The sequence below is a fragment of the Paracoccus jeotgali genome, assembly GCF_002865605.1.
GTDB classification, from domain to species: Bacteria; Pseudomonadota; Alphaproteobacteria; order Rhodobacterales; family Rhodobacteraceae; genus Paracoccus; species Paracoccus jeotgali.
Window position 1 is genome coordinate 1,390,070 of the sequence record NZ_CP025583.1, and the last position, 23,569, is coordinate 1,413,638.

Below are 23,569 nucleotides of genomic sequence, written 5' to 3' on the forward strand. Positions count from 1 at the left end.
GGGTTCCTTTGCGCTGACGCTGGCTTATTAGCCCGATGCGGCGGCAAGAGACAATGCACCCCGGTCCGGTTGCGATTGCGCGCGCCCGGCCTCTGGCCTAGACCCGCGCCATGCAGGATCTGGACCAGTTCGCCGTCATCATCACCGCCGCCGGGCGCGGCACCCGTCTGGGGGGCGAGCCGAAGCAGTGGCGCGACCTGGGCGGCGACAGCGTGTTGGCGCGCAGCATCGCGGCATTTGACGGCTTTTCGCGCATCATCGTGGTGCTGCACCCGGACGACATCGCGCGCGGCGTGGCCGAGCTTTCGGGGCGGGTGACGCTGATCGCCGGGGGGGCCACGCGGTCCGACAGCGTGCGCGCGGGGCTGCTGGCGCTGTCGGGCAGCGGCGTGCGCCATGTGCTGATCCATGACGGGGCGCGACCATTGGTCTCGGCCGCGGTCATTGCGGGCGTGGTCTCGGCGCTGCAGGCGGGCGCGCAGGCCGCCGCCCCTGCCCTTGCCGTCACCGATGCGCTGTGGCGCGGCGAAGATGCCCGCGTCACCGGCACCCAGGCGCGCGAGGGGCTGTTTCGCGCCCAGACCCCGCAGGGTTTCGCGCTGGACGCCATCCTCGCCGCCCATCGCGCCTTCCCCGAGGGCGCGGCCGATGACGTGGAACTCGCCTTGCGCGCCGGGATCGAGGTTGCGATCACCCCGGGCGACGAGGACAATCTGAAACTGACCTATGGGCCGGATTTCGACCGCGCCCGGCGTATTCTGGGGGATGCGATGGATATTCGCTTGGGAAACGGCTTTGACGTCCACGCCTTTGCCGAGGGCGACCATGTCGTGCTGTGCGGCGTCCGCCTGCCGCATGAGCGCGGGCTGGCCGGCCATTCCGACGCCGATGTCGGCATGCACGCCCTGACCGACGCCATCTATGGTGCGCTGGCCGAAGGCGATATCGGCCGCCATTTCCCGCCCTCGGACCCGCAATGGCGCGGCGCCGACAGCGCGGTGTTCCTGCGTCACGCCGTGGCGCTGGCGGGCGAGCGCGGCTTTCGGATCAACAATGCCGATGTCACGCTGATCTGCGAATTTCCCAAGATCGGCCCCCATGCCCGCGCCATGCAGGACCGGCTGGCCGAGATCACCGGGACGGATGCCGACCGCATCTCGGTCAAGGCCACCACGTCCGAGCGGCTGGGCTTCACCGGCCGGGGCGAGGGGATCGCCTGCATCGCCACCGTCACCTTGCTGAAGGATTAACCCATGCTGCGACTGATCGTCACATGGTTCGGGGCCGGCGACATGCGGCCCGCGCCGGGGACATGGGCCTCGGCCGTGGCGGTGGCGCTGGGGGTCGTGATCCACTGGCTGGGGCATTTCCCGGCGCTGCTGGCGGCGACCATCGCCGTGACCCTCCTCGGCTTCTGGTCGGTTGCGCGGTTTACCCGCGGCATGGCCGACCCGGACCGCTCGGAAATCGTCATCGACGAAATCGCCGGGCAATGGCTGGCGCTGTGCTTTCCGTCCTTCGGCTTCTGGAATGCGGGGCTGGAGGCCACGAACTTCCCCTGGCCCGGCTGGGTCGCAGCGCTGCTGTTCTTCCGCCTGTTCGACATCTGGAAGCCTTGGCTTGTCGGTCGCGCCGACCGTCGCGGCGATGCGGCGGGGGTGATGATCGACGATCTGTGGGCGGGGCTATTCGCGGGGATCGCGGTGGTGATCGGCGCGGGGCTGTATCACGGGGTGCTGCAGTGAGCCACGCCGATCGGGCCGCGCGGCTGCTGGATCTGGCGCGGTCGCAGGGCGCGACCATCGCCACGGCGGAAAGCTGCACCGGCGGGATGCTCGCGGCGGCGCTGACCGATCTGGCGGGGTCGTCGGCGGTGTTCGACCGGGGCTTCGTGACCTATTCCAACGCCGCCAAGCAGCAGATGCTGGGCGTCAGCGCCGCCACTCTGGCCCGCTTCGGCGCGGTCAGTGAAGAGGTCGCGGCGGAAATGGCCAGCGGCGCGCGCGCGCAGTCGGGCGTCAACCTGGCCGTTTCGGTCACCGGCATCGCAGGGCCGGGCGGGTCCGAGCACAAGCCCGAGGGGCGGGTCTGCTTTGGCCTCGCCACCGCAGACGGCGTGCACACCGAAACCGTCGATTTCGGCGCCATTGGCCGCGCCCGCGTCCGCGAAGCGACCACCGCCCATGCGCTCGACCTGATGATCGGGGCGCTGGCGGGAACCGGCTAACCCGCCTGCCCGCCCGCCGGCCCGTGGCTTTCCACCCAGTCGATCAGCCGGGGCAGGCTATGCCCGTGCAGATCATATCCGTTCAGGATCGTCTGCCGCGCCGCCCGGCGCAGATCATCCGCGCGGTCGTCCTGCAGCGCCAGACCCCGGATCAGCGCCGAAGACAGCGCGCCGGTGTCGAAGAACGGCACCAAGCGGCCATTCTCGCCATCGCGGATCACCTCGCGCACCGGCTCGGTGTCCGAGGCGACGATATAGGCGCCGGCGGACATCGCCTCGGTCAGCGACCATGACAGCACGAAGGGATAGGTCAGATAGCAATGCACCCGCCCGACCTGGATTACGCGGCGATAATCGGCATAGCTGGTCCGGCCCAGAAAATGGAGGCGGGACAGATCCAGCTGCCCGTCAAGCTCGGCCAGCATCTTGGCCTTCCAGCTTTCGGCGTCGGGCGGCTTGCCGCCATAGCTGACGCCGTCGCCGCCGATGATCAGCACCTGCGCGTCGGGCCGCGCCGCCAGCACCGCCGGCAGCGCGCGCATGAAAACGTGAAAACCGCGATAGGGCTCCAGCGAGCGGGCGACATAGGTCAGCACCTCGTCCCCCGCCGACAGCACGCCGCCATTTGGCAGGGTGACGCGCGCCTGCGGGTTTGGGCGCATGATCCGGCTGTCGATGCCGTCATGGATGGTGGTGATCCGCGATTGCAGTTCCGGCGGGAAGCTGGCGGCCTGATAGCGCGTGGGCGCCAGCGCCGCGTCGCAATCGAGGATTCCCAGCGCCAGATGCGCGTTTCGGGCCACCGTCGCAAAGCGCGACAGATCGGCGTCGCGCGTCATCTCGGGGTCGAAACCCACATCCTGCCCGCGCGGCCGATACAGAAGCTCGGCATAGATCAGCAGCCGGGCCTGCGGCCAGATCTCGCGCAGAAACAGCGTCTCGCCCCAGCCGGAATGGCCGAAGATCACATCGGGGGTGAAGCCATGCCGGTCACGCAAGGCGCGGGCGGCGCGGGCGGCCAGATAGCCGCGCTCGACATGTTCGGCATAGGGCCGCGCGAGGGGCTGGCTGCAGTTGACCTCGGCCGGGTCGGGATAGCGGACAAACTTGACCGGGCCGGGGCGGTCGTTCGATTGCGTCGTCAGCGCCAGCACCCGATGGCCGCGCCGCTGCAGCGCCGGCGCCAGATGGGTGAACTGCGCCGGATAGTTCTGGTGGACGAACAGGATGTTCATGGCACGGGCTGGCCGGCGCGATCCTGAAAGGCGGCCCGCATCAGCGCCGCGGTATAGTCGGTCGCGGGCGCGTCGAAGACCTGGGCCGTGCTGCCCTGTTCCACCACCTCGCCCGCGCGCATGACCATGATCTGATGGGCCATGGCGCGGATGACGCGCAGATCGTGGCTGATGAACAGGAAGGCGAGGCCATATCGTTCCTGCAGGCCGCGCAGCAGATCGACGATCTGGACCTGCACCGTCATGTCCAGCGCCGAGGTCGGCTCGTCCAGCACCACCACGCGCGGGCGCAGGATCATCGCCCGCGCAATGGCGATCCGCTGCCGCTGCCCGCCCGAGAACTCGTGCGGATAGCGGTGCATCATGGCGGGGTCGAGCCCGACCTCGGCCATGATCTCGGCCACCATCTCGCGCCGGTTGCGGCCCGGCTCGACGCCATGGACGCCCAGGCCCTCGGCGATGATCTGCTCGATCGTCATGCGCGGCGACAGGCTGCCGAAGGGGTCCTGAAACACGATCTGCATGTCGCGCCGCAGCCGCCGCAGCTGCCGCGCCTTCCAGCCGCCGATGTCCTGACCCAGATAGAGGATCGGACCGTCGCTTTCGATCAGCCGCATGATCGCCAGCGCCAGCGTCGTCTTGCCGGACCCGGATTCGCCCACGATCCCCAGCGTCTCGCCCTGCCTGACCACGACGCTGGCGCCGTTCACGGCCTTGATATGGCCGACGACGCGGCGCAGAAAGCCGCGCTTGATCGGAAACCAGACCTTCAGATCGCGGGTCTCGACAAGAACCTCGGCCCCGTCCGGGACCGGGCGCGCCTGCCCCTTCGGCTCTGCCGCCAGCAGCTTGCGGGTATAGGGGTGCTGCGGGTCGGCGAAGAGCTGCTCGGCCGGGCCCTGCTCGACGATCTCGCCGTCCTTCATCACGCAGACCCAGTCCGCGATCCGCCGCACCAGCCCCAGATCATGGCTGATGAACAGCATCGACAGCCCCTCATCGCGCTTCAGCTCGGCCAGCAGGTCCATGATCTGCGCCTGGATGGTGACGTCGAGCGCGGTGGTCGGCTCGTCCGCGATCAGCAGTTCCGGACCATTGGCCAGCGCCATCGCGATCATCACCCGCTGCCGCTGCCCGCCCGAGAGCTGGTGCGGATAGTCCTGCAGGCGGCTTTCCGGCTCGCGGATGCCGACGCGGGTCAGCAGCTCGATAATCCGCGCGCGGGCCGCCGCCCCGCGCAGACCCTGATGCAGCGCGAGGCTTTCCGACAGCTGCCGTTCCAGCGTGTGCAGCGGGTTCAGCGAGGTCATCGGCTCTTGAAAGATGAAGCTGATGTCATTGCCGCGGACCTGACGCAGCCTCGCCTCGGACGCGCCCAGCATCTGCTGGCCGCGCCATGTCACGCTGCCAGACAGCTCGGCCGAATCGCCCAGAAGCTGCACCGTCGACAGCGCCGTGACCGATTTCCCCGACCCCGATTCGCCCACCAGCGCGACGGTCTGGCCGCGCGGGACCGAAAAGCTGACGCCGCGCACGGCCTCGATCCGGCGTCCGTCCTGATGAAAGCCGATCCTCAGGTCGCGGACGTCCAGCAGCGGCGCATCGTCTTCGGTCATTTGAACGTCTTTCGCGGATCGAAGGCGTCGCGCACGCCTTCGAAGATGAAGACCAGCAGCGACAGCATGATGGCGAAGGTGAAAAAGGCGGTGAAGGCCAGCCACGGCGCGCGCAGATGCTGCTTGCCCTGCAAGGCCAACTCCCCCAGCGAGGGCGCCGAGGCCGGCAGGCCGTAACCCAGATAATCCAGCGCCGCGAGGCCCGAGATGGTGCCGGTGACGATAAAGGGCAGCATGGTCAGCGTGGCGACCATCGCGTTGGGCAGGATGTGGCGGAACATGATGACCCGGTCGCTGACCCCCAGGGCGCGGGCGGCGCGGACATATTCGAAATTGCGGGCGCGCAGGAACTCGGCCCGGACCACGCCGACCAGCGCCGGCCAGCCGAACAGGATGGTGATGAAGACCAGCAGCCAGAAGCTGCGGCCAAGGATCGCGAACAGGATGATGATGACGTAAAGCGAGGGCGTGTTCTGCCAGATCTCCATGATCCGCTGCAGCACGATGTCGGTGCGGCCGCCGAAATAGCCCTGAATCGCGCCCATCGCGATGCCGATGGTCGAGGCGATGACGGTGACGATCAGCGTGAACATGATCGAGGTGCGGAACCCGTAGATGACGCGCGCCGCCACGTCGCGGGCGGTGTTGTCGGTGCCCAGCCAATGCGTCGCGTCGGGCGCGCTTGGCGCCTGCCCGACATTGTTGATGGTGCGGTAGCTGAACGGGATCGGCGGCCAGATCATCCACCCCTGCTCGGCCTTGGGCACGTCCGAGGTGCCGGCGCGGATCGCGTCGATCATGCCTTCGGGGTCGTCCCAGCAATCCTCGCGCCCGCCCGACAGGATCAGGCATTGCACCGCCGGGTCGGTATAGATCGCCTCGGTCTGGAAATCGCCGCCAAAGGCGGTCTCGGGGTAGAAGCGATAGACCGGCAGGTGGATCTCGCCGCGATAGCTGACAAGGATAGGCTTGTCATTCGCCACCAGTTCCGCGCAGGCCGCGACCACGAACATGACCGAGAACAGGATCAGCGACCAGAAGGCCCGCCGGTTGCGACGAAAGCTGCGCCAGCGGCGGCGGTTCAGTTCGGACATGGCCATCAGCCCGACCTCTTTTCGAAATCAATGCGGGGATCGACCAGCACATACATCAGGTCGGACAGGATGCCGACCAGCAGCCCGATCAGGCCAAAGACATAAAGCGTGCCGAAGATCACCGGATAGTTGCGCTTGACGGCGGCCTCGAACCCCAGCCGGCCCAGACCGTCCAGCGAAAAGATCGTCTCAATCAGGATCGACGATCCGAACAGCATCCCGATGAACATGGCTGGAAAGCCCGCGATCACGATCAGCATGGCGTTGCGGAAGACATGTCCGTACAGCACCCGGTTCTCGGCCAGACCCTTGGCGCGGGCGGTCATCACATATTGCTTGTTGATCTCGTCCAGAAAGCTGTTCTTGGTCAGCAGGGTCAGCGTCGCAAAGCCGGAAATCGAGGTCGCCAGCACCGGCAGCGTGATGTGCCACAGGTAGTCCTTGATCTTGCCAAATGTCGACAGCGTGTCGAAATCGCTGCTGACCAGCCCGCGCAGCGGAAAGATCCGCCAATAGGTGCCGCCCGCGAACAGGACCAGCAGGATCACGGCAAACAGGAACGCCGGGATCGCATAGGCGATGATGATCGCGGTCGAGGTCCAGGTGTCATAGGGCGTGCCGTCGCGCACCGCCTTCTTGATGCCCAAGGGGATCGAGATGACATAGGCCAGCAGCGTCGACCACAGCCCCAGCGTGATCGAGACCGGCAGCTTGTCGATTATCAGATCGACCACGCTCTCGGAATGAAACCAGCTTTCGCCGAAGTCAAAGCGCAGGTAATTGCCCATCATCGTCAGGAAGCGTTCCAGCGGCGGGCGGTCAAAGCCGAACTCTTTTTCCAGCTCGGCGATGAATTCCGGCGGCAGGCCCTGCGCGCCGGCATACTCGACCCCGCCCCCGCCCGCGTCCGAGCCGCCGGCGATGTTGGCGAAGACATCGCCCTCGCCCCGGACCTGCGCGATCACCTGCTCGATCGGGCCGCCGGGGACGAACTGGGTCAGCGTGAAATTGACGATCATGATCCCGAGCAAGGTCGGGATGATCAGCAGCAAACGCCGCAGAAGATAAGCTGCCATGAACTGCCCTTGCCTGTCGCTGTCCTCTGGCGTCCGGTTTGCGACGCGCCTTAGCGCAGCGCCCCGGCCGCTTTCAGCTTTTCGGCCTTTTCTGCGTTATACCACCAGAAATCAAGCTCACCCAGCATCAGCGGCGGCAATTCGGCGGGATGTTCGTATTGCTCGTAATAGGCGACGGTGTGGCTGGGCTTGTACCAGTTGGGCACCCAGATCCGCAGCGCGCGCAGCGCCCGGTCCAGCGCATGGACGGCGACGGTCATCTCTTCCTGCGTCTGAGCGGCGACTGCGTGCCCGATCAGCGTGTCGATGGCCGGGTTGGCGAGACCGGCGGGGTTAAAGACGTCATCGGCGCCTTGCGAGCCGAAATTCTGATACAGCCCGTCGCCCGCGATCATGTCGGTCAGCGAATGGCCGACCATCAGATCATATTCGAAACGGTAACGCCGCGTCTCGTATTCCGCGTCATCGACCCGCGCCATGCGGGCATCGATCCCCAACGCCCGCAGATTCTCGACATAAGGATTGATGATGCGGTCGAAGGCTTGGGAATCGTTCATGAATTCGACCTGCAGGGTCTGCCCCTGCGCGTTCCGGCGCACGCCGTCCTTGCCGACCTGCCAGCCGGCCTCGTTCAGCAGATCGGCGGCCTTGCGCAGCGCCCCCCGGTCAAGCTGGCGCGGCCCGCCATGGGGCGGCACAAAGGCGGGCTCGGTCAGGATGCCATTGGGCAGATCGGCGGCGACGGGGGTCAGCAGCGCCAGCTCTGCCTCGCTTGGCGGGCCATTTGCGCGCAGCGGGCTGTTGTCCCAGAAGGATTCGATGCGGGTATAGAGGTCATAGAACAGCGCCGTGTTGGCCCAGTCGAAATTGAACATCAGCCCGATCGCCTCGCGGACGCGGATGTCCTGAAACTTCTCGCGCCGCAGGTTGAAGAAGAAGCCTTGCGCGGGCGCCTTGGTGCCGTTGGGCAGCTCGGTCTTGATGACATGGCCACGCTCGACACCGGGGAAATCATAGCCGGTCGCCCATGAAATGGACGAGTTTTCGTTGCGGAAGGTGTATTCGCCGGCCTTGAACGCCTCGAACGCGGCATCGGAATCAGCGAAATACTCGATTCGGATGCGGTCGAAATTGTGCCGCCCGCGCTTCAGCGGCAGATCGCGGGCCCAATAGTCCGGGTTGCGCCGCCAGACCACGGTGCGGCCCATATCGGCGCTGTCGAACATATAGGGGCCCGAGCCGACAAAGGGCGTGCTGCTGGCCGCCTCCAGATCGCGGTCATTGTCGCGGAAATCGGCCTGCGAAAACACCGGCAGCCCGCCCGCCGCCTGGATCACGTCGCGGCGCGGATAGCCGGGCACGAAATCAAAGCGGATGCGCCGGTCGTCCAGCACCGTGGCCCCGGCAATCGACTGCGCGATGACGGCACGAAACGAGTTCAGCCCCTTGTCGCGCAGCACCTCATAGGTGAACAGCACGTCCTGCGCAGTCACCGGGCTGCCGTCCGAAAACTTTGCCTCTGGGCGCAGAGTAAAGATCACCCAGTCGCGGCTTTCGGGGTATTCTATGGTCTCGCACAGCAGGCAATAGGCGGCGCCGATCTCGTCCGCCGTGCCCTCCATCAGGGATTCGTGCATCACCGTGGACAGCGCCGCACCGCGGCCGCGGACGGTATAGGGGTTGAAGCTGTCAAAGCCCCCGGTCAGCGCCATCGAAAACTCGCCCCCCTTGGGCGCGTCCGGGTTGACATAGCGCAGATGCTCGAACCCCTCCGGCAGCTCGGGCGGACCAAAAACGCCGATGCCGCTGGCGATGGTGGTCGGCGCCTCTTGCGCGGCAAGCGGCAGGGTCAGGATCGGCAGGATCAGGGCGGCAAGGCGGGCGATCTGGCGCATGTCGGTCCTTTGCTAGTGCTTTGCCCGACAGGCTAGGGGCCGCCCGCCCCCGGATCAATCCGCGATTTCGTGAACGACCGGGCGGGCCGGTCGACGCCACGCAAAACGCCCGGCGGTGAGGCCGGGCGTTGGATGGTGACGAAAAGCGGCTGTTACTCGCTGGCCGCCAGATAGGCGATCACGTCGGCCCGGTCCTCGGGCTTGGGCAGACCGGCAAAGCTCATCTTGGTGCCGGGCACTTCGGCCTTGGGGTTCAGCAGATAGGCCTGCAGCGCTTCCGGCGTCCATTCCGGGTCTTCGGTGGCATGTTCGACCATCGCATCGGAATAGTTGAAGCCCGCGACGGACGCCACCGCCCGACCCACGACGCCGTTCAGATGCGGCCCGGTGCCGTCGGTGCCGTCCAGCTTGTGGCAGGCCTTGCACTTGCCGAACACCTTCTCGCCCTTGGTCGCGTCAGCCGATTCCATCAGGACGGCGAAATCAAGCTCTTCCTCGGGTTCTTCCTCGGCACCGCCATCGGCATCCTCGACCTCGATCGAATAGGCCTGCGCCACCTCGCCATCCTCGGCGTGACCCGAGGGGCCGATGTGGAACAGGGCGCCGCCCGCCCAGAACAGCAGCAGCAACGCCAGAAGCGAGCCGATCAGCGCGCCCGCCGCCTTCGTGATGGTCATGGTGTTGAACATGTGCCGTCCCCGCTAGGTAGTGTTCAAAATCTGGGCGTATCTATCCGCTTTCGCTCCACCGGTTCAAGGTATAGTTGACGCCCCAGATGTCAAAGCGCCCATCGACGAGGTGAGAGGACCATGACGACCAACCGCATCGCCTTTCAGGGCGAGCCGGGTGCCTATAGCCATCAGGCCTGCCGCGACGCCCGCCCCGACATGGAAGCCCTGCCCTGCCGCACCTTCGAGGATGTGATCGACGCGGTCCGCGCGGGCGAGGCCGATCTGGCGATGCTGCCGGTCGAGAACTCGACCTATGGCCGGGTCGCTGACATCCACCACCTGCTGCCCGAATCCGGCCTGCATATCGTGGACGAGGCCTTCGTGCGCGTCCATATCAGCCTGCTGGCGCTGCCCGGCACGCCGCTGTCCGAGATCACCGACGCGATGAGCCACACCGTCTTGCTGGGCCAGTGCCGCGGCTTCATGCGCCAGCACGGCATCCGCGGGATCACCGGCGCCGACACCGCCGGCTCGGCCCGGATCGTGGCGGATCGCGGACAGCGGCACATCGCCGCACTCGCATCGCCGCTGGCGGGCGAGATCTACGGGCTGGACCGTCTCGCGGACGAGATCGAGGACCGGCAGAACAACACCACACGATTTCTGGTCATGTCCCGCCAGCCCGACCACCGCCGCCGCCCCAACCGCGCGGGCGAGGACGGGATGATCACCAGCTTCGTCTTCCGCGTCCGCAACATCCCGGCGGCGTTGTACAAGGCGATGGGCGGGTTTGCGACGAACGGCGTGAACATGACGAAGCTGGAAAGCTACATGGTCGACGGCGTCTTCACCGCAACGCAGTTCTACGCCGATATCGAGGGCCACCCGGACGACGCCAATGTCCGCCTGGCGCTGGAGGAGCTGTCCTATTTCACCTCGATGATGAACATCCTCGGCGTCTACCCCGCCGACCCCCTGCGCGCGATGCAGCGCATGGCGCAGGGGTGAGGGCGGCGAGTAAGATCGTCCGTCGAGTTGTGGTCGGCTGAGGGCTTGGAGAATAGTCGCGACGAGCCACTCCGCTGAAGCTGGTTTGCGTTAGCGGAAGCCCACAGACTGTCAGCCGTCGGCCACCAAAGGCAGGGCGCCGCGCCCGAGCCGGGTGAGGTCGCCAAATTAAGCAGGCCCGGCGCCACGGGCCACTGCCCCCGGATGGCATCGAGACGCGATGCAAAACGAAGTCGCACCCCTTCCAGCGCCCTCTTCAACTCAAGACGTCATCCACGAACGCCTTCACCTTCTTCGCGATCTTCCGGTCCAGCTGCCCCTTGCCCAGCTTGGCCGTCTGCAAGGCCAGCCGGGCGCGCATGTTCCGGGGCCGAACGTCGAGTTCAAAGATCAGCCGCGTCTTTTGCCGCGACATCGCGATGACGCTCAGGTCCAGCCGCAAATCGAAAGGCGTTGACACGCCCGTCAGGCCCAGCCGCTCGGGCCGGTCGAACTGCACCAGCGCCAGTTGCAACTCGCGCCGCTGCCCGCGCCAGTCGAAGGCCAGATTCCACACCCTCGCCCCGATCGAGATGTCGTTGACCGGCGTCACCGCCACCCCGCGGCGCAGCAGCATGCGTTCGAGCCGGTCAAAGTCGGCGAGCGCATCGAAAAGCTCGGTCGCCGCCACCTGTCTGTCGATTCTGGTCGAGAACTTCATCCGAACATCTTACCCGCAAAATCACATGCCGTGTCGATACTTGCCCGCATAAGCTGTTGCAACCCGGCTTCCCCTCCCGCCGCTGAAAAGGTTTCTGCCACAATCTCTGGTTGCATTTGATTGACCCCGCGTTCTAATTCCTGATGTGTCGCGTGCCGCTTCATGCGCGTCACATGCCCCTTCCGAGGTTCCAGTTCTTGCCCGACGGCTCGTCCCCCGATGCAGGTGATGCCCGCCCCGCCAGAGTTAAGGCGGCCGCCAGCACCATCACGCTGCGCATCCTCGCCACGACGGATCTGCACATGAACCTGGGCGCCGAGCGGTCGTCGGGCGGTCTCGCGCGGCTGGCAAGCGTCATCGAAACCCAGCGCCGGGTGTTTCAGAACGTGCTGCTCTTCGAAAATGGCGATCTGATCGAAGGCACGCCTCTGGGAGAGGAAATCGCCCGCAGCGGCCTCGGCGCGGGCGAGGTTCACCCGGCCGTCGCGGCGCTGAACGCGCTCGGCTATGACGCGGCGACGCTGGGCAATCACGACTTCACCCATGGCACCGCCTTTCTGCGACGCGCCCTGCGTGACGCGGCCTATAAGGTGACCGTCGCCAACGCCGCCCTGCTGGACGGCCCCCCGATCTGGACCGACAGCGTGCTGCTGGACCGCCGGTTCCACGATGGCGAGGGCCGCAGCCATCCGATTCGCGTCGGCGTCTTCGGCGTGCTGCCGCCCCAGACGGTCCGATGGGAGGCGGGGCTGGCCGGCCGGATGAGGACTGAGGATGTCACCCTCGCCGCCGCCCGTGCTGCCACCGCGCTGCGCGGTGCGGGGGCGCAGGTGGTCGTCGCGCTCAGCCATGGCGGTGTCGGCATGCAGGGCGTTTCCAACCCCGAAAACGCGGCGGGCGAGATCGCGTGCCTGCCCGGGATCGATGCAGTCATCGCCGGTCACACCCATGAATTGTCGGTGATGCCCTCTGCCCCCGGACAGGCTCCGATCGTGACTGCCGGCTGCGGCGGTTCTCACCTCGCCGCGATCACGCTGCGCTTTGACCCAGACGAGGCTAGCGGTCCCCGCAACTGGCGGATCACCTGCATTGGGGTCGACGCCTTGCCTGCCGCCGATCAGCCCTCGCCGCGCGTGATCGCATTGATGAAACGCGTCCCGGCCAGTGTGATCCGCCGGCTGAACAGCCCGGTAGGGGAATGCGATCAGCGATTGAGCAGCCATTTCTCGCTGCTGGGCAGGGACAGCGGCTTGCGGCTTGTCGATGCGGCGGCGCGGCACTGGCTGCAGCAGGTGGCGCCGGAGGGGCCGCCAATCCTTGGCGCCTATGCGCCGTTTCACACCGGCGGACGCGGCGGGCCGGGCAACTTTATCGATATTCGCGCCGGTGCGCTTCGGCGGCAGGACGTGTGCACCCTCTATCCGTTCAGCAATCGCATCGGCCTGATCGAGATATCCGGCGACGAGCTTCTGGACTGGCTTGAACGCGCGGGATCGATCTTCCACCGGATCGATGGCGGCAGCGAAGACACCCCCCTGGTCGATCCCGCTTTTGCGGGGTTCCAGTTCGATGTCGCGACGGGGATCGACTATAGTCTCGACTTGGCACAATCGGCGGCTTTCGATCCCAGCGGGCGGCACATCTTCAACACTCGGCGGCTGACCGAGGCGCGCCATCAGGGGCGCAGCATCCGCCCGGCGGACCGGTTCCGGCTGATCGTCAACAGCTATCGGCTGGGCGGCGGCCCGCTCTATGGTGCGCTGACGCAGGGGAAACGCTGCCTGCTGCCGGATTCGGCACGGCTGCACATGCGAGAGATCCTGACCCGCTTCCTCGCCCTCGGCCCGGTGGCGAAACTGCCGGAAACGCCGCTGTTCACCCTGACCGCCCCGCCCGGCAGCACCGCGAGTTTCGACACCGCGCCCGAGGCGGACCCGGCCTGCAGCCCCATCCCGGTCGCCGCCGATTCGATCACGCCGCAGGGCTTTCGGCGGCTCGTTTTGCGGTTCTGATCGGGGTTGCATCGCGGCGCGGGCTTGCCTATCTAGGCGCTGAGAGGCTGGCGCGGGCGAACGCTTCGCCAAACCGGTCAGGTCCGGAAGGAAGCAGCCGTAACGAATTTCGTTCGGGTCGCTGTCCAGTCTCTCACCCCTCCCCGATTGCTCGACCCAGCGCCCTGCATCTGGCGCCGTCGCCCCCGCCCATCTGCGCGGTTGTCGCCACTTGGCGCCGGGGCTAATGTGCCGCGAGCAGGAAAAGGCCCCATGATCGCAAGCGAACAGAATTATCAGGTGCTGGCGCGGAAATACCGGCCCGAGACGTTTTCCGACCTCGTCGGTCAGGATGCGATGGTGCGCACGCTGAAAAACGCGTTCGCCTCGTCCCGGATCGCGCAGGCCTTCGTGATGACCGGCATCCGCGGCACCGGCAAGACGACCACCGCGCGGATCATCGCCAAGGGGCTGAACTGCACCGGGCCGGATGGCACGGGCGGGCCGACGGTCGAGCCGTGCGGGCAGTGCGAGCACTGCGTCGCGATCTCGCAAGGGCGTCACGTCGATGTGATGGAAATGGACGCGGCCAGCCGGACGGGCGTCGGCGACATCCGCGAGATCATTGAATCCGTTCACTATCATGCTGCCTCGGCGCGCTTCAAGATCTACATCATCGACGAGGTGCACATGCTCTCGACCAGTGCGTTCAACGCGCTGCTCAAGACGCTGGAAGAGCCGCCGCCGCATGTGAAGTTCATTTTCGCCACCACCGAGATCCGCAAGGTGCCGGTCACGGTGCTGTCGCGCTGCCAGCGCTTCGACCTGCGCCGGATCGAGCCAGAGGTGATGATCGCGCTGCTGCGCCGGATCGCCGATGCCGAGGGCGCGCAGATCAGCGACGAGGCGCTGGCGCTGATCACGCGGGCGGCCGAAGGCTCGGCGCGCGATGCGACCTCGATCCTCGATCAGGCGATCAGCCATGGCGCGGGCGAGACGACTGCGATGCAGGTGCGCGCGCTGCTGGGGCTGGCCGATGGCGGCCGCATCCTCGATCTGTTCGAGATGATCCTGCGCGGCGATGCGGCGCAGGCGCTGGCGGAACTGCAGGCGCAATATGCCGACGGGGCCGATCCGGTGGCGGTGCTGCGCGATCTGGCCGAGGTGACGCATTGGATCTCGATCGTGAAGATCACGCCCGAGGCCAGTGACGATCCCACCGTCTCGCCCGATGAGCGCGAGCGCGGGGCGGCGCTGGCCGAGCGGATCCCGATGCGGGTGCTGACGCGGATGTGGCAGATGCTGCTGAAAGCGCTCGAAGAGGTCTCGACCGCGCCCAATGCGATGATGGCGGCCGAAATGGCGGTGATCCGCCTGACCCATGCCGCGGATCTGCCCGACCCCGAGGCGCTGATCCGCAAGATCCAGTCCGCTCAGGCGGCGGGCGAGTTCAGCCGGCCCACCGGCAACGGCTCGGGTGGCACGACAGCTTCCCCGCAGGCAACCGCGCGCTCCGCACCCGTCGCGGCGACGCGCGTGACGCAGGCTGGGCATGGTGGAAGCGTGATGGCCGCGCAGGCGCTGGCGCCGTCGGCGGTGCCCGAGAGTTTGATCGCCGCCTATCCCGATTTCGAAGCGGTTCTGGACCTCATCCGGCGGATGCGAGACATGCCGCTGCTGATCCTGGTCGAGAACCATCTGCGGCTGGCCCGCTACAGCCCCGGCCGGATCGAGTTCCAGCCCACGCCCGACGCCCCGCGCGATCTGGCGTCGCGGCTGGCCGAACGGCTGCGGGGCTGGACCGGCGGGCAGCGTTGGGCGGTGACCGTGGTCAACGAGGGCGGCGCGCCGACCCTGGCCGAACGCCGCGCCGAGGCCGAGGCCGAGGCATTGGCGCGGGCGCGGGCGAACCCGCTGGTTCAGGCGACGCTGGCGGCCTTCCCCGAGGCGCGGCTGCTGGCCGCCCGCCCTGCCCCCAGCGAAAGTGACAGCACCCCGGAACCCGTCGAGGCGGACCGGCATGATGACGGGGTCGGGCCGGTTGGCGCGGCCGAGGAATGGGACCCGTTCGAGGACGAGGAGTAGACGATGTTCAAGGGATTGGGCGGCATTGGCGACATGGCCAAGATGATGGCCGCCGCCAAGGATATGCAGGCCAAGATGGCCGAGATGCAGGAAAGCCTGGCCGGGATCACGGTCACCGGCGAGGCCGGGGCCGGGCTGGTCCGGGTCGAGGCGACGGCCAAGGGCGAGCTGACCGGGCTGGAGATCGATCCGTCGATCTTTGTCGCCTCGGAAAAGCAGGTGGTCGAGGATCTGATCCTCGCCGCCGTCAAGGACGCGCAGCGGCGCGCGCAGGAACGCGCGCAGTCGGAAATGGCGCGGATCACGCAGGAACTCGGCCTGCCGGCTGACATGAAGCTGCCCTTCTGACCGCTGATGGCCGAAGGCAGCGATGACATTCAGGCGCTGATCGCGGCGATGGCGCGTCTGCCGGGTCTGGGGCCGCGCTCGGCCCGGCGGCTGGTCCTGTCGCTGCTGGCGCGGAACTCTGGCCAGATGAGCCAGCTTGCGACGCTGATGGCCAAGGTCGCGAGCACCGCGCAACCTTGCGCGCGCTGCAACAACCTGTCCGACCGCGAGATCTGCGCGATCTGTGCCGATCCGGCGCGGGCGACCGGGGAAATCTGCGTGGTCGAGGATGTGGCCGATCTGTGGGCACTGGAACGGGGGCGGGCCTTTCGCGGGCGCTATCATGTACTGGGCGGAACGCTGTCGGCGCTGGACGATGTGGGGCCGGCCGATCTGGGCATCCCGCGCCTGCTGTCGCGCATTGAGGACGAAGCCGTGACCGAGGTGATCCTGGCGCTGAACGCCACCATCGAAGGCCAGACCACCGCGCATTACATCGCCGACGCCCTGCCCGAGGCGCTGACCGTCACCGGGCTGGCGCAGGGCGTGCCCATCGGCGGGGAGCTCGACTATCTGGACGACGGCACCATCACCGCGGCCCTGCGCGCCCGGCGCCGGTTCTGACCCTCGCCCAACATCATCCGTTCCGATTCGCACCATCCACCCTCACCCCCGATCGCGCTCAGGCTAGGCTCACGCGGCTGAAGATCGGGTTAACGCGCGAATCCCGGCAAAAATCCCGCTTGGCGCTTGACTTTGGCGGCTGGCGGACGTATCTGCGGCGCGATTTACCCGGAAGCATGGCCTTCCGGTCCCCGACCAGCGAAGCGGGGATCGCCCCCCGTCAGCGCGTTGCGCCCACGGGGGCGATACTGCTTCCGTGACCGGCGACAACGCAACCGGACCCTTAGGAGGCCCGCATGTTCGAGAACCTCTCCGACCGTCTTGGCGGCGTCTTCGACCGGCTGACCCGTCAGGGCGCCCTGACCGAGGATGACGTCACCGCCGCCATGCGCGAGGTCCGCACCGCGCTGCTCGAGGCCGACGTATCGCTGCCGGTGGCGCGCGGTTTCGTCAAATCGGTGACGCAGAAGGCGACCGGCGCCTCGGTCACGAAATCGGTGACGCCGGGGCAGCAGGTGGTCAAGATCGTCCATGACGAGCTGATCAAGGTGCTGCAGGGCGACGGGCCGGCCGACAGCCTGCGGATCGACAACCCGCCGGCGCCGATCCTGATGGTCGGGCTGCAGGGCTCGGGCAAGACCACGACCACGGCCAAGATTGCCAAGCGGCTGAAAGAGCGCGAGAAAAAGCGTGTTCTGCTGGCCTCGCTGGACACCAACCGGCCGGCGGCGATGGAGCAGCTGGCGATTCTGGGCAAGCAGGTCGGAGTCGATACGCTGCCCATCGTTGCGGGCGAATCGGCCGTGCAGATCGCCCGCCGCGCCAAGCAGCAGGCCAGCCTTGGCGGCTATGACGTCTATATCCTGGACACCGCGGGCCGTCTGCATATCGATGCAGTGCTGATGGACGAGGTGCAGGCGGTCCGCGATATCGCCTCGCCCCGCGAGACGCTGCTGGTGGTCGACGGGCTGACCGGGCAGGACGCGGTCAATGTGGCGACCGAATTCGACGACAAGGTCGGCATTACGGGCGTCGTGCTGACGCGGATGGATGGCGACGGGCGTGGCGGTGCGGCGCTGTCGATGCGCGCCGTGACCGGCAAGCCGATCCGCTTTGTCGGTCTCGGCGAAAAGATGGACGCGCTGGAAAGCTTCGATGCCGAGCGGATCGCCGGTCGCATCCTCGGCATGGGCGACATCGTCGCGCTGGTCGAGAAGGCCCAGCAGGTGCTGGAGGTCGAGCAGGCCGAGCGCATGATGAAGCGCTTTCAGAAGGGCATGTTCAACATGAACGACCTGAAAGGCCAGCTGGAACAGATGCAGAAGATGGGCGGCATGGGCAGCATCATGCAGATGATGCCCGGCATGTCCAAGATGGCCAAGCAGGCCGAAGAAGCGGGCATGAACGACCAGATGATCCGGCGCCAGATCGCGCTGATCAACTCGATGACCCGCAAGGAACGCGCCAATCCCGAGCTGTTGCAGGCCAGCCGCAAGAAGCGGATCGCGGCCGGCGCCGGGCTTGAGGTGTCAGAGCTGAACCGGCTGCTGAAGATGCAGAAGCAGATGGCCGACACCATGAAGAAGCTGGGCAAGATGAAGGGCGGGATGCTGAAACAAGCCATGCGCGCCATGACCGGCAAGGGCGGCGGGCTGCCCGATATGGGTCAGGTCGATCCCAGCAAGATGGCCGAGGCAACCAAGATGCTGCAGGACCCGCGCGGTCTGGGCGGGCAGCTGGGCGGGATGAACCTGCCCGGCGGGCTGTCCGGCATGTTCGGCAAGAAATGACCCGTCCCGCCATGTCCGCCGACCCCGCCGCATCCGATGCCACGCAGGCCGCCTCGCGCGCGGCCGAGCTGCTGAAAGGGCACCGCGCCAGCATCGACCGGCTGGACGCGATCCTCGTCTATACGCTGGCCGAGAGGTTCAAGCACACGCAATCGGTCGGCCGTCTGAAGGCCGATCACGATCTTCCTCCGTCCGATCCGGCGCGTGAAGCGCAGCAGATCGAGCGGCTGGAACGCCTCGCGCGCGAGGCCGATCTCGACCCGGAATTCGCGCGCAAATTCCTCAACTTCGTGATTGCAGAGGTCATCCGCCATCACGAGGGTTTCCAATCCCCGGAGGCGTGACCGCGCATCCGATCCCGCCATTTCTGAAGGAGAAGACCCAATGGCAATGAAAATCCGTCTGGCCCGTGGTGGCTCGAAGAAGCGTCCGCACTACTCGATCGTCGCCACCGATTCGCGCATGCCGCGCGATGGCCGCTTCCTGGAAAAGCTGGGCACCTACAACCCGCTGCTCGCCAAGGACAGCGAAGACCGCGTCAAGATGGACATGGAGCGGGTGCAGTACTGGCTGGACCAGGGCGCCGCGCCGACCGACCGCATCTCGCGCTTTCTGGAAGCCGCCGGCGTCAAGCCGAAGGCCGAGCGCAAGAACCTGAAGAAGGCCGAGCCGGGCAAGAAGGCCCAGGATCGCGCCAAGGCCCGTGCCGACAAGGCCGAGGCCGCCCGCGCCGCCGCCGAAGCCCCGGCCGAAGAAGCCGCTTCGGAATGATCCGGTCTCGGCCCGTCGCCATGGCGGGCCGCTGACAGGCTGGCAGCCCCATATCCGGTCGCCCTTGGCGGCTGGATCGGGGGTGGCAGCATCGGGGTCACCGGGCCTGAAAAGGGGTGCGTCATGTCCGAACGGATCTGCGTGGGCGCGATTGCCGGTGCCTTCGGCGTGCATGGCGAGGTGCGGCTGAAAAGCTTCACCTCCGAAGCCGCCGATATCGCCCGCTACAGCCCGCTGACGACCGAGGATGGTGCGCGCAGCTTTACCGTGTCGCTGACCCGTCAGGTGACGGGGGGGTTGGGGGCGCGCCTGTCGGGCGTGGCCACGCGGGAACAGGCCGAGGCGCTGCGCGGCGTGACCCTGTGGGCGCCGCGCTCTGCCCTGCCCGCTTTGCCGGATGACGAATTCTACCACGCCGATTTGATCGGGCTTGAGGTCTATGACACCGGCGGGCGCTTGCTGGGTCAGGTCAAGGCGGTCTATGACCACGGCGCCGGAGATTTCCTTGAAGTCACCGGCGCGCAGACCCTGCTGCTGCCTTTTACCCGCCAGACCGTGCCGACCGTCGACCTTGCCGCCGGCCGTCTGGTCGCCGATCCGCCGGGCTCGGACGAATGAGCGGCGCGGAGGACACCCCGCCCGATGACCCTGCCGACGACCCCGGCGACGACACGCCGCGCCCGGCGCGGTCGCATGGCCGGGTCAGCATCGCCGCGCAGGCGGCGCGGCAGGGGAACAGGCCGCGCGATCTGATGGCCGATCCCGATGCCTGGACCGCCAATGTGATCACACTCTTCCCCGATGCGTTTCCCGGCGTTCTGGGCCTGTCGCTGACCGGACGGGCGCTGGCGCTCGGGCTGTGGCGGCTGGAGTCGATCGATCTTCGCGCGTTCGGCGTCGGCAAGCATCGCAATGTCGACGACACGCCCGCCGGCGGCGGCGCGGGCATGGTGATCCGCGCCGATGTCATGGCCGCAGCGCTCGACCGCGCCGACCCCGCGCTGCCCATCATCTACCTGTCGCCGCGCGGCGCGCCGCTGACGCAGGCCCGTGTGCGGCAATTGTCGCAAGGCCCCGGCGTCACCCTGATCTGTGGCCGGTTCGAGGGCGTCGATCAGCGCATCCTCGACGCCCGCGGGATCGAGGAAATCAGCATCGGCGATTATGTCCTGACCGGGGGCGAGCTTGCCGCTCAGGTCTTGATCGACGCCGCGGTCCGGCTTATACCCCGCGTGGTCGGGAATCAGGCGTCGCTGACCGAGGAATCCTTTTCCGAAGGTCTGCTTGAACACCCGCAATACACTCGCCCGTCCGAGTGGGAAGGCCGCAGGATACCGGATGTCGTCATGTCCGGCAATCACGCGGCCATTGCCGCTTGGCGACGAGAACAGGCCGAACGCCTGACCAAGGAACGCCGCCCCGACCTGTGGCGGGCATATGAGGGCCGGGCGACCGGCGCGACTATGGACCCGACAAAGGACCGACAGCTCTCGGGCGCATCACACCAAGCAGGGCAGCACCCTGCGCATGACAAGGATGAACCGCGATGAACCTGATCGCACAGATCGAAGCCGAGCAGATCGCCGAACTCGGCATGGAAATCCCCGACTTCAAGGCCGGCGACACGCTGCGCGTCGGCTACAAGGTGACCGAGGGCACCCGCACCCGCGTCCAGAACTATGAAGGCGTCTGCATCAGCCGCAAGGGCGGCAGCGGCATCGGCGCCAGCTTCACGGTCCGCAAGATCTCGTTCGGCGAAGGCGTCGAGCGCGTCTTCCCGCTGTATTCGACCAACCTCGCCCATATCGAGGTGGTGCGCCGCGGCCGCGTCCGCCGCGCCAAGCTGTATTACCTGCGCGACCGCCGCGGCAAATCGGCCCGGATCGCTGAAGTCACCAATTACAAGCCGAAGGCCGACAAGACGTCTGCGGCCGACGCCAAGGCCTGAGGATCGCTGCCATGAAAAAAGACATTCATCCCGCATACCACATGATTCAGGTCAAGATGACCGACGGCACCACCTATGCGTCGCGCTCGACCTGGGGTTCCGAAGGCGACACGCTGGCGCTGGACATCGACCCGACGACCCACCCGGCCTGGACCGGCGGCTCGGCCAAGCTGATGGACACCGGCGGGCGCGTCTCGCGGTTCAAGAGCAAATATGCCGGTCTCGGCTTCTGATCGCCGACAGCTGTCACCCCGAAACGCCGCCCCGCTTGGGCGGCGTTTTTCGTTGCGTCACGGCGTTGACCGGCTGACAAGGCGCGACAGATCATCGCGCTAAGCGGTTGCAACCAAATGGCAACTCTGCCCGCGCTTGCAGGCCCGTAACCCCGGCCAAGGCTTCCCAAAAACGCGCTGTCCGCCTATGGTCCGGGCACGAAACAGGGGCGAGATCCATGGCGCATATCATCGTTGTCGGCAATGAAAAGGGCGGTTCCGGCAAGTCCACGACCTCGATGCATGTGGCGACGGCGCTGGCGCGGATGGGGCATCGCGTTGCGGCGCTGGATCTGGATATCCGCCAGCGCAGCTTTGGCCGTTATCTGGAAAACCGCATCCATCACTGCGTCAAGGCCGGGCTGGACCTGCCGACGCCGACGCTGGGGGATCTGCCCGCGCAGTCGCCGAACGACACCGACCCGCTGTCGCAGGCCATGGCGCAGCTTGACCCCGACCATGATTTCATCGTCATCGACTGCCCCGGCTCTCATACCCGGCTGGCGCAGATGGCGCATATGCTGGCCGATACGCTGGTCACGCCGATGAATGACAGCTTCATTGATTTCGACCTGCTGGCGCGGATGTCGCCCGAGGGCAAGGTGCTCGGCCCCTCGATCTATGCCGAGATGGTCTGGGGCGCGCGTCAGGGGCGGCAGGCGGCGGGTGCCGGGCCGATCGACTGGGTTGTGCTGCGCAACCGGCTGGGCACGCAGGCGATGCACAACAAGCGCAAGGTCGGCACCGCGCTGACGCAGCTGTCCAAGCGCATCGGCTTCCGCGTCGCGCCGGGATTTGCCGAGCGCGTGATCTTTCGCGAGCTGTTCCCGCGCGGCCTGACCCTGCTGGATCTGCGCGATATCGGGACCGAGCAGCTGAGCATGTCGAACATCGCCGCGCGGCAGGAGCTGCGCGATCTGGTGGCGACGCTCAACTTGCCCGGCGTCAAGATCGACTTCTGACGCGGGTGCGCTACAGCGCCCGCCAGCCGATATCGCGCCGATAGAAGCCTTCGGGCCAGTCGATCGCATCGGCCAGCGCATAGGCGCGGTCGCGGGCCTCGGCCAGACTGTCGCCGCGCCCGGTCGCGGACAGAACCCGCCCGCCCGAGGCGATCAGCTGACCCTCCTTCAACGCCGTTCCAGCGTGGAACACGGTCTGCGAACCGGTATCAGGAAGATCGTCCATCCCCTTGATCGCGCTTCCTTTCCGGTAGTCGCCCGGATAGCCCTGCGCTGCAAGGACGACCGTCATCGCGTGATCATCCGCCCAGTTCACCCGGACCTCATCCAGCCGCCCCTCGACACAGGCTTGAATCAGATCGAGCGCCTGCGCGCCGAGGCGCATCATCAGCACCTGACACTCCGGATCGCCGAAACGGGCGTTGTATTCGACCAGCCGCGCCTGCCCGTTTTCAATCATCAGCCCGGCATACAGCACGCCCTGAAACGGCGTCCCGCGCCGCGCCATCTCGGCTACGGTTGGGCGGATGATCTGGGCCATCACCTGCGCCTGCAGCGCCTCGGTCAGGATCGGCGCGGGGGAATAGGCGCCCATGCCGCCGGTGTTGGGGCCGCGGTCGCCCTCGTCCCGGCGCTTGTGGTCCTGCGCGGTGCCGATGGGCAGGCAGTTGACGCCATCGGACAGCACGAAAAAGCTGGCTTCCTCGCCGGGCATGAACTCCTCGATCACCACCTCGGCGCCGGCCTCGCCAAAGCCGCCGGCAAAGATCATGTCGATGGCCTCAACGGCCTGCTGGACGGTCTCGGCGACGACCACGCCCTTTCCGGCCGCCAACCCGTCGGCCTTGACCACAATGGGCGCGCCCACCCGCCGGACATGGTCCTGAGCGGCCTGCGCGTCGCGGAAGCGCGCCCAGCCTGCGGTGGGCGCCCCGCAGGCATCGCAGATCTCCTTGGTGAAGGCCTTCGACGCTTCCAGCTGCGCGGCCGCCTGCGACGGGCCGAAGACCGCCACCCCGCCTGCGCGCAACACATCGGCTACGCCCGCCGCCAGCGGCGCCTCGGGGCCGATCACCACCAGATCGATGGCGTTTTCCTGCGCGAATTCAAGCACCTCATCACCGGACATGATGTCGATGCGGGCACATTCCGCGACCGAGGCGACGCCCGGATTGCCCGGCGCCACGATCAGCCGGTCGCATTTCGGGTTCTGCCGAAACGCCCAGGCCAATGCGTGTTCACGCCCACCGCCACCGAGGATCAGGATGTTCATGCCA

General features: G+C 67.0%; 24 protein-coding genes and 1 other RNA gene. 17 read left to right on the plus strand and 8 right to left on the minus strand.

Translation table 11 applies throughout. The features are described from left to right. Nucleotides 1–110 precede the first annotated feature (110 nt). From CYR75_RS06815 to CYR75_RS06825, 3 genes are read left to right on the plus strand one after another with little or no spacing between them, the layout of a single operon-like run. The gene (locus CYR75_RS06815; RefSeq protein ID WP_101499365.1) at nt 111–1,250 is read left to right on the plus strand and encodes a bifunctional 2-C-methyl-D-erythritol 4-phosphate cytidylyltransferase/2-C-methyl-D-erythritol 2,4-cyclodiphosphate synthase; all 1,140 of its coding nucleotides are present in this window, start codon (nt 111–113) and stop codon (nt 1,248–1,250) included. A gap of 3 nt (nt 1,251–1,253) precedes the next feature. After that, nucleotides 1,254–1,745, plus strand: coding sequence for a phosphatidylglycerophosphatase A family protein (locus CYR75_RS06820; RefSeq protein ID WP_101499366.1), 492 nt, complete (start codon nt 1,254–1,256; stop codon nt 1,743–1,745). Further along, a complete protein-coding gene (locus CYR75_RS06825; protein ID WP_101499367.1) occupies nt 1,742–2,227 on the plus strand; it encodes a CinA family protein in 486 nt (161 codons plus the stop codon). Before CYR75_RS06820 ends, CYR75_RS06825 begins: the two co-directional genes overlap by 4 nt. On the opposite strand, the gene CYR75_RS06830 is transcribed toward CYR75_RS06825, so the two are convergent. The 6 genes from CYR75_RS06830 to CYR75_RS06855 all read right to left on the minus strand — a co-directional run bounded on the left by CYR75_RS06830 (nt 2,224) and on the right by CYR75_RS06855 (nt 9,832). Next, nucleotides 2,224–3,462 (minus strand): glycosyltransferase, encoded by a 1,239-nt coding sequence (locus tag CYR75_RS06830; protein ID WP_101499368.1) that lies wholly within the window; start codon nt 3,460–3,462, stop codon nt 2,224–2,226. The two genes, CYR75_RS06825 and CYR75_RS06830, sit on opposite strands and share 4 nt — an antisense overlap. Then, complete coding sequence (locus CYR75_RS06835; protein WP_101499369.1) at nt 3,459–5,078, minus strand: ABC transporter ATP-binding protein; 1,620 nt, start codon at nt 5,076–5,078, stop codon at nt 3,459–3,461. The genes CYR75_RS06830 and CYR75_RS06835 overlap by 4 nt, the downstream gene beginning before the upstream one ends. Beyond that, nucleotides 5,075–6,178, minus strand: coding sequence for an ABC transporter permease (locus CYR75_RS06840; RefSeq protein ID WP_101499370.1), 1,104 nt, complete (start codon nt 6,176–6,178; stop codon nt 5,075–5,077). The genes CYR75_RS06835 and CYR75_RS06840 overlap by 4 nt, the downstream gene beginning before the upstream one ends. Further along, the gene (locus tag CYR75_RS06845) at nt 6,178–7,248 is read right to left on the minus strand and encodes a microcin C ABC transporter permease YejB (protein WP_101499371.1); all 1,071 of its coding nucleotides are present in this window, start codon (nt 7,246–7,248) and stop codon (nt 6,178–6,180) included. Before CYR75_RS06845 ends, CYR75_RS06840 begins: the two co-directional genes overlap by 1 nt. A gap of 50 nt (nt 7,249–7,298) precedes the next feature. Further along, entirely contained in the window at nt 7,299–9,143 is a 1,845-nt protein-coding gene (locus tag CYR75_RS06850; protein WP_101499372.1) for an extracellular solute-binding protein, read from the minus strand. Between the two features lie 152 nt (nt 9,144–9,295). Continuing rightward, on the minus strand, nt 9,296–9,832 hold the full coding sequence (locus CYR75_RS06855; protein ID WP_101499373.1) for a c-type cytochrome: 537 nt from the start codon (nt 9,830–9,832) through the stop codon (nt 9,296–9,298). 120 nt (nt 9,833–9,952) lie between these two features. Between CYR75_RS06855 and CYR75_RS06860 the strand changes: the two genes are divergently transcribed. After that, a complete protein-coding gene (locus CYR75_RS06860) occupies nt 9,953–10,822 on the plus strand; it encodes a prephenate dehydratase (protein WP_101499374.1) in 870 nt (289 codons plus the stop codon). 256 nt (nt 10,823–11,078) lie between these two features. Here CYR75_RS06860 and CYR75_RS06865 read toward each other — a convergent pair whose 3' ends face one another. Next, nucleotides 11,079–11,522 (minus strand): hypothetical protein, encoded by a 444-nt coding sequence (locus tag CYR75_RS06865; protein WP_101499375.1) that lies wholly within the window; start codon nt 11,520–11,522, stop codon nt 11,079–11,081. A 173-nt stretch (nt 11,523–11,695) separates the two neighbouring features. Between CYR75_RS06865 and CYR75_RS06870 the strand changes: the two genes are divergently transcribed. From CYR75_RS06870 to CYR75_RS06930, 13 genes are all read left to right on the plus strand, one after another. Then, nucleotides 11,696–13,534 carry a 5'-nucleotidase C-terminal domain-containing protein gene (locus tag CYR75_RS06870; protein WP_158644609.1) on the plus strand — a complete coding sequence of 613 codons (1,839 nt, stop codon included), beginning with the start codon at nt 11,696–11,698 and terminating at the stop codon, nt 13,532–13,534. Nucleotides 13,535–13,575: 41 nt separating this feature from the next. Further along, nucleotides 13,576–13,672: signal recognition particle sRNA small type (ffs, locus tag CYR75_RS06875), an RNA gene on the plus strand. A 114-nt stretch (nt 13,673–13,786) separates the two neighbouring features. Then, nucleotides 13,787–15,598: a DNA polymerase III subunit gamma/tau gene (locus CYR75_RS06880; RefSeq protein WP_101499377.1), complete on the plus strand. Its 1,812-nt coding sequence runs from the start codon at nt 13,787–13,789 to the stop codon at nt 15,596–15,598. A gap of 3 nt (nt 15,599–15,601) precedes the next feature. After that, on the plus strand, nt 15,602–15,946 hold the full coding sequence (locus CYR75_RS06885; RefSeq protein WP_101499378.1) for a YbaB/EbfC family nucleoid-associated protein: 345 nt from the start codon (nt 15,602–15,604) through the stop codon (nt 15,944–15,946). Between the two features lie 6 nt (nt 15,947–15,952). Further along, nucleotides 15,953–16,549: a recombination mediator RecR gene (gene recR / locus CYR75_RS06890; protein ID WP_101499379.1), complete on the plus strand. Its 597-nt coding sequence runs from the start codon at nt 15,953–15,955 to the stop codon at nt 16,547–16,549. A 296-nt stretch (nt 16,550–16,845) separates the two neighbouring features. Then, nucleotides 16,846–18,339 carry a signal recognition particle protein gene (ffh, locus tag CYR75_RS06895; protein WP_101499380.1) on the plus strand — a complete coding sequence of 498 codons (1,494 nt, stop codon included), beginning with the start codon at nt 16,846–16,848 and terminating at the stop codon, nt 18,337–18,339. Further along, a complete protein-coding gene (locus CYR75_RS06900; protein ID WP_225972882.1) occupies nt 18,336–18,683 on the plus strand; it encodes a chorismate mutase in 348 nt (115 codons plus the stop codon). Before ffh ends, CYR75_RS06900 begins: the two co-directional genes overlap by 4 nt. 40 nt (nt 18,684–18,723) lie before the next feature. Next, on the plus strand, nt 18,724–19,110 hold the full coding sequence (rpsP, locus tag CYR75_RS06905; protein ID WP_101499382.1) for a 30S ribosomal protein S16: 387 nt from the start codon (nt 18,724–18,726) through the stop codon (nt 19,108–19,110). 123 nt (nt 19,111–19,233) lie between these two features. After that, nucleotides 19,234–19,728 (plus strand): ribosome maturation factor RimM, encoded by a 495-nt coding sequence (rimM, locus tag CYR75_RS06910; protein WP_101499383.1) that lies wholly within the window; start codon nt 19,234–19,236, stop codon nt 19,726–19,728. After that, nucleotides 19,725–20,660: a tRNA (guanosine(37)-N1)-methyltransferase TrmD gene (gene trmD / locus CYR75_RS06915; RefSeq protein ID WP_101499384.1), complete on the plus strand. Its 936-nt coding sequence runs from the start codon at nt 19,725–19,727 to the stop codon at nt 20,658–20,660. The genes rimM and trmD overlap by 4 nt, the downstream gene beginning before the upstream one ends. Beyond that, complete coding sequence (rplS, locus tag CYR75_RS06920; RefSeq protein ID WP_101499385.1) at nt 20,657–21,058, plus strand: 50S ribosomal protein L19; 402 nt, start codon at nt 20,657–20,659, stop codon at nt 21,056–21,058. Before trmD ends, rplS begins: the two co-directional genes overlap by 4 nt. Before the next feature lie 11 nt (nt 21,059–21,069). Continuing rightward, complete coding sequence (rpmE, locus tag CYR75_RS06925; protein ID WP_101499386.1) at nt 21,070–21,291, plus strand: 50S ribosomal protein L31; 222 nt, start codon at nt 21,070–21,072, stop codon at nt 21,289–21,291. Between the two features lie 218 nt (nt 21,292–21,509). Next, nucleotides 21,510–22,292 carry a division plane positioning ATPase MipZ gene (locus CYR75_RS06930; protein ID WP_101499387.1) on the plus strand — a complete coding sequence of 261 codons (783 nt, stop codon included), beginning with the start codon at nt 21,510–21,512 and terminating at the stop codon, nt 22,290–22,292. Nucleotides 22,293–22,302: 10 nt separating this feature from the next. Here the strand turns inward: CYR75_RS06930 and purD are convergent, their stop codons facing one another. After that, nucleotides 22,303–23,565: a phosphoribosylamine--glycine ligase gene (gene purD / locus CYR75_RS06935; protein WP_101499388.1), complete on the minus strand. Its 1,263-nt coding sequence runs from the start codon at nt 23,563–23,565 to the stop codon at nt 22,303–22,305. Nucleotides 23,566–23,569 lie beyond the last annotated feature (4 nt).

Coding starts and splice junctions, on each gene's coding strand:
- CYR75_RS06815 (WP_101499365.1), top strand. CDS start 111: ATGCAGGATCTGGACCAGTTCGCCGTCATCATCACCGCCGCCGGGCGC.
- CYR75_RS06820 (WP_101499366.1), top strand. CDS start 1,254: ATGCTGCGACTGATCGTCACATGGTTCGGGGCCGGCGACATGCGGCCC.
- CYR75_RS06830 (WP_101499368.1), bottom strand. CDS start 3,462: ATGAACATCCTGTTCGTCCACCAGAACTATCCGGCGCAGTTCACCCAT.
- CYR75_RS06835 (WP_101499369.1), bottom strand. CDS start 5,078: ATGACCGAAGACGATGCGCCGCTGCTGGACGTCCGCGACCTGAGGATC.
- CYR75_RS06840 (WP_101499370.1), bottom strand. CDS start 6,178: ATGGCCATGTCCGAACTGAACCGCCGCCGCTGGCGCAGCTTTCGTCGC.
- CYR75_RS06845 (WP_101499371.1), bottom strand. CDS start 7,248: ATGGCAGCTTATCTTCTGCGGCGTTTGCTGCTGATCATCCCGACCTTG.
- CYR75_RS06850 (WP_101499372.1), bottom strand. CDS start 9,143: ATGCGCCAGATCGCCCGCCTTGCCGCCCTGATCCTGCCGATCCTGACC.
- CYR75_RS06855 (WP_101499373.1), bottom strand. CDS start 9,832: ATGTTCAACACCATGACCATCACGAAGGCGGCGGGCGCGCTGATCGGC.
- CYR75_RS06860 (WP_101499374.1), top strand. CDS start 9,953: ATGACGACCAACCGCATCGCCTTTCAGGGCGAGCCGGGTGCCTATAGC.
- CYR75_RS06865 (WP_101499375.1), bottom strand. CDS start 11,522: ATGAAGTTCTCGACCAGAATCGACAGACAGGTGGCGGCGACCGAGCTT.
- CYR75_RS06870 (WP_158644609.1), top strand. CDS start 11,696: ATGCCCCTTCCGAGGTTCCAGTTCTTGCCCGACGGCTCGTCCCCCGAT.
- CYR75_RS06880 (WP_101499377.1), top strand. CDS start 13,787: ATGATCGCAAGCGAACAGAATTATCAGGTGCTGGCGCGGAAATACCGG.
- CYR75_RS06885 (WP_101499378.1), top strand. CDS start 15,602: ATGTTCAAGGGATTGGGCGGCATTGGCGACATGGCCAAGATGATGGCC.
- recR (WP_101499379.1), top strand. CDS start 15,953: ATGGCCGAAGGCAGCGATGACATTCAGGCGCTGATCGCGGCGATGGCG.
- ffh (WP_101499380.1), top strand. CDS start 16,846: ATGTTCGAGAACCTCTCCGACCGTCTTGGCGGCGTCTTCGACCGGCTG.
- CYR75_RS06900 (WP_225972882.1), top strand. CDS start 18,336: ATGACCCGTCCCGCCATGTCCGCCGACCCCGCCGCATCCGATGCCACG.
- rpsP (WP_101499382.1), top strand. CDS start 18,724: ATGGCAATGAAAATCCGTCTGGCCCGTGGTGGCTCGAAGAAGCGTCCG.
- rimM (WP_101499383.1), top strand. CDS start 19,234: ATGTCCGAACGGATCTGCGTGGGCGCGATTGCCGGTGCCTTCGGCGTG.
- trmD (WP_101499384.1), top strand. CDS start 19,725: ATGAGCGGCGCGGAGGACACCCCGCCCGATGACCCTGCCGACGACCCC.
- rplS (WP_101499385.1), top strand. CDS start 20,657: ATGAACCTGATCGCACAGATCGAAGCCGAGCAGATCGCCGAACTCGGC.
- rpmE (WP_101499386.1), top strand. CDS start 21,070: ATGAAAAAAGACATTCATCCCGCATACCACATGATTCAGGTCAAGATG.
- CYR75_RS06930 (WP_101499387.1), top strand. CDS start 21,510: ATGGCGCATATCATCGTTGTCGGCAATGAAAAGGGCGGTTCCGGCAAG.
- purD (WP_101499388.1), bottom strand. CDS start 23,565: ATGAACATCCTGATCCTCGGTGGCGGTGGGCGTGAACACGCATTGGCC.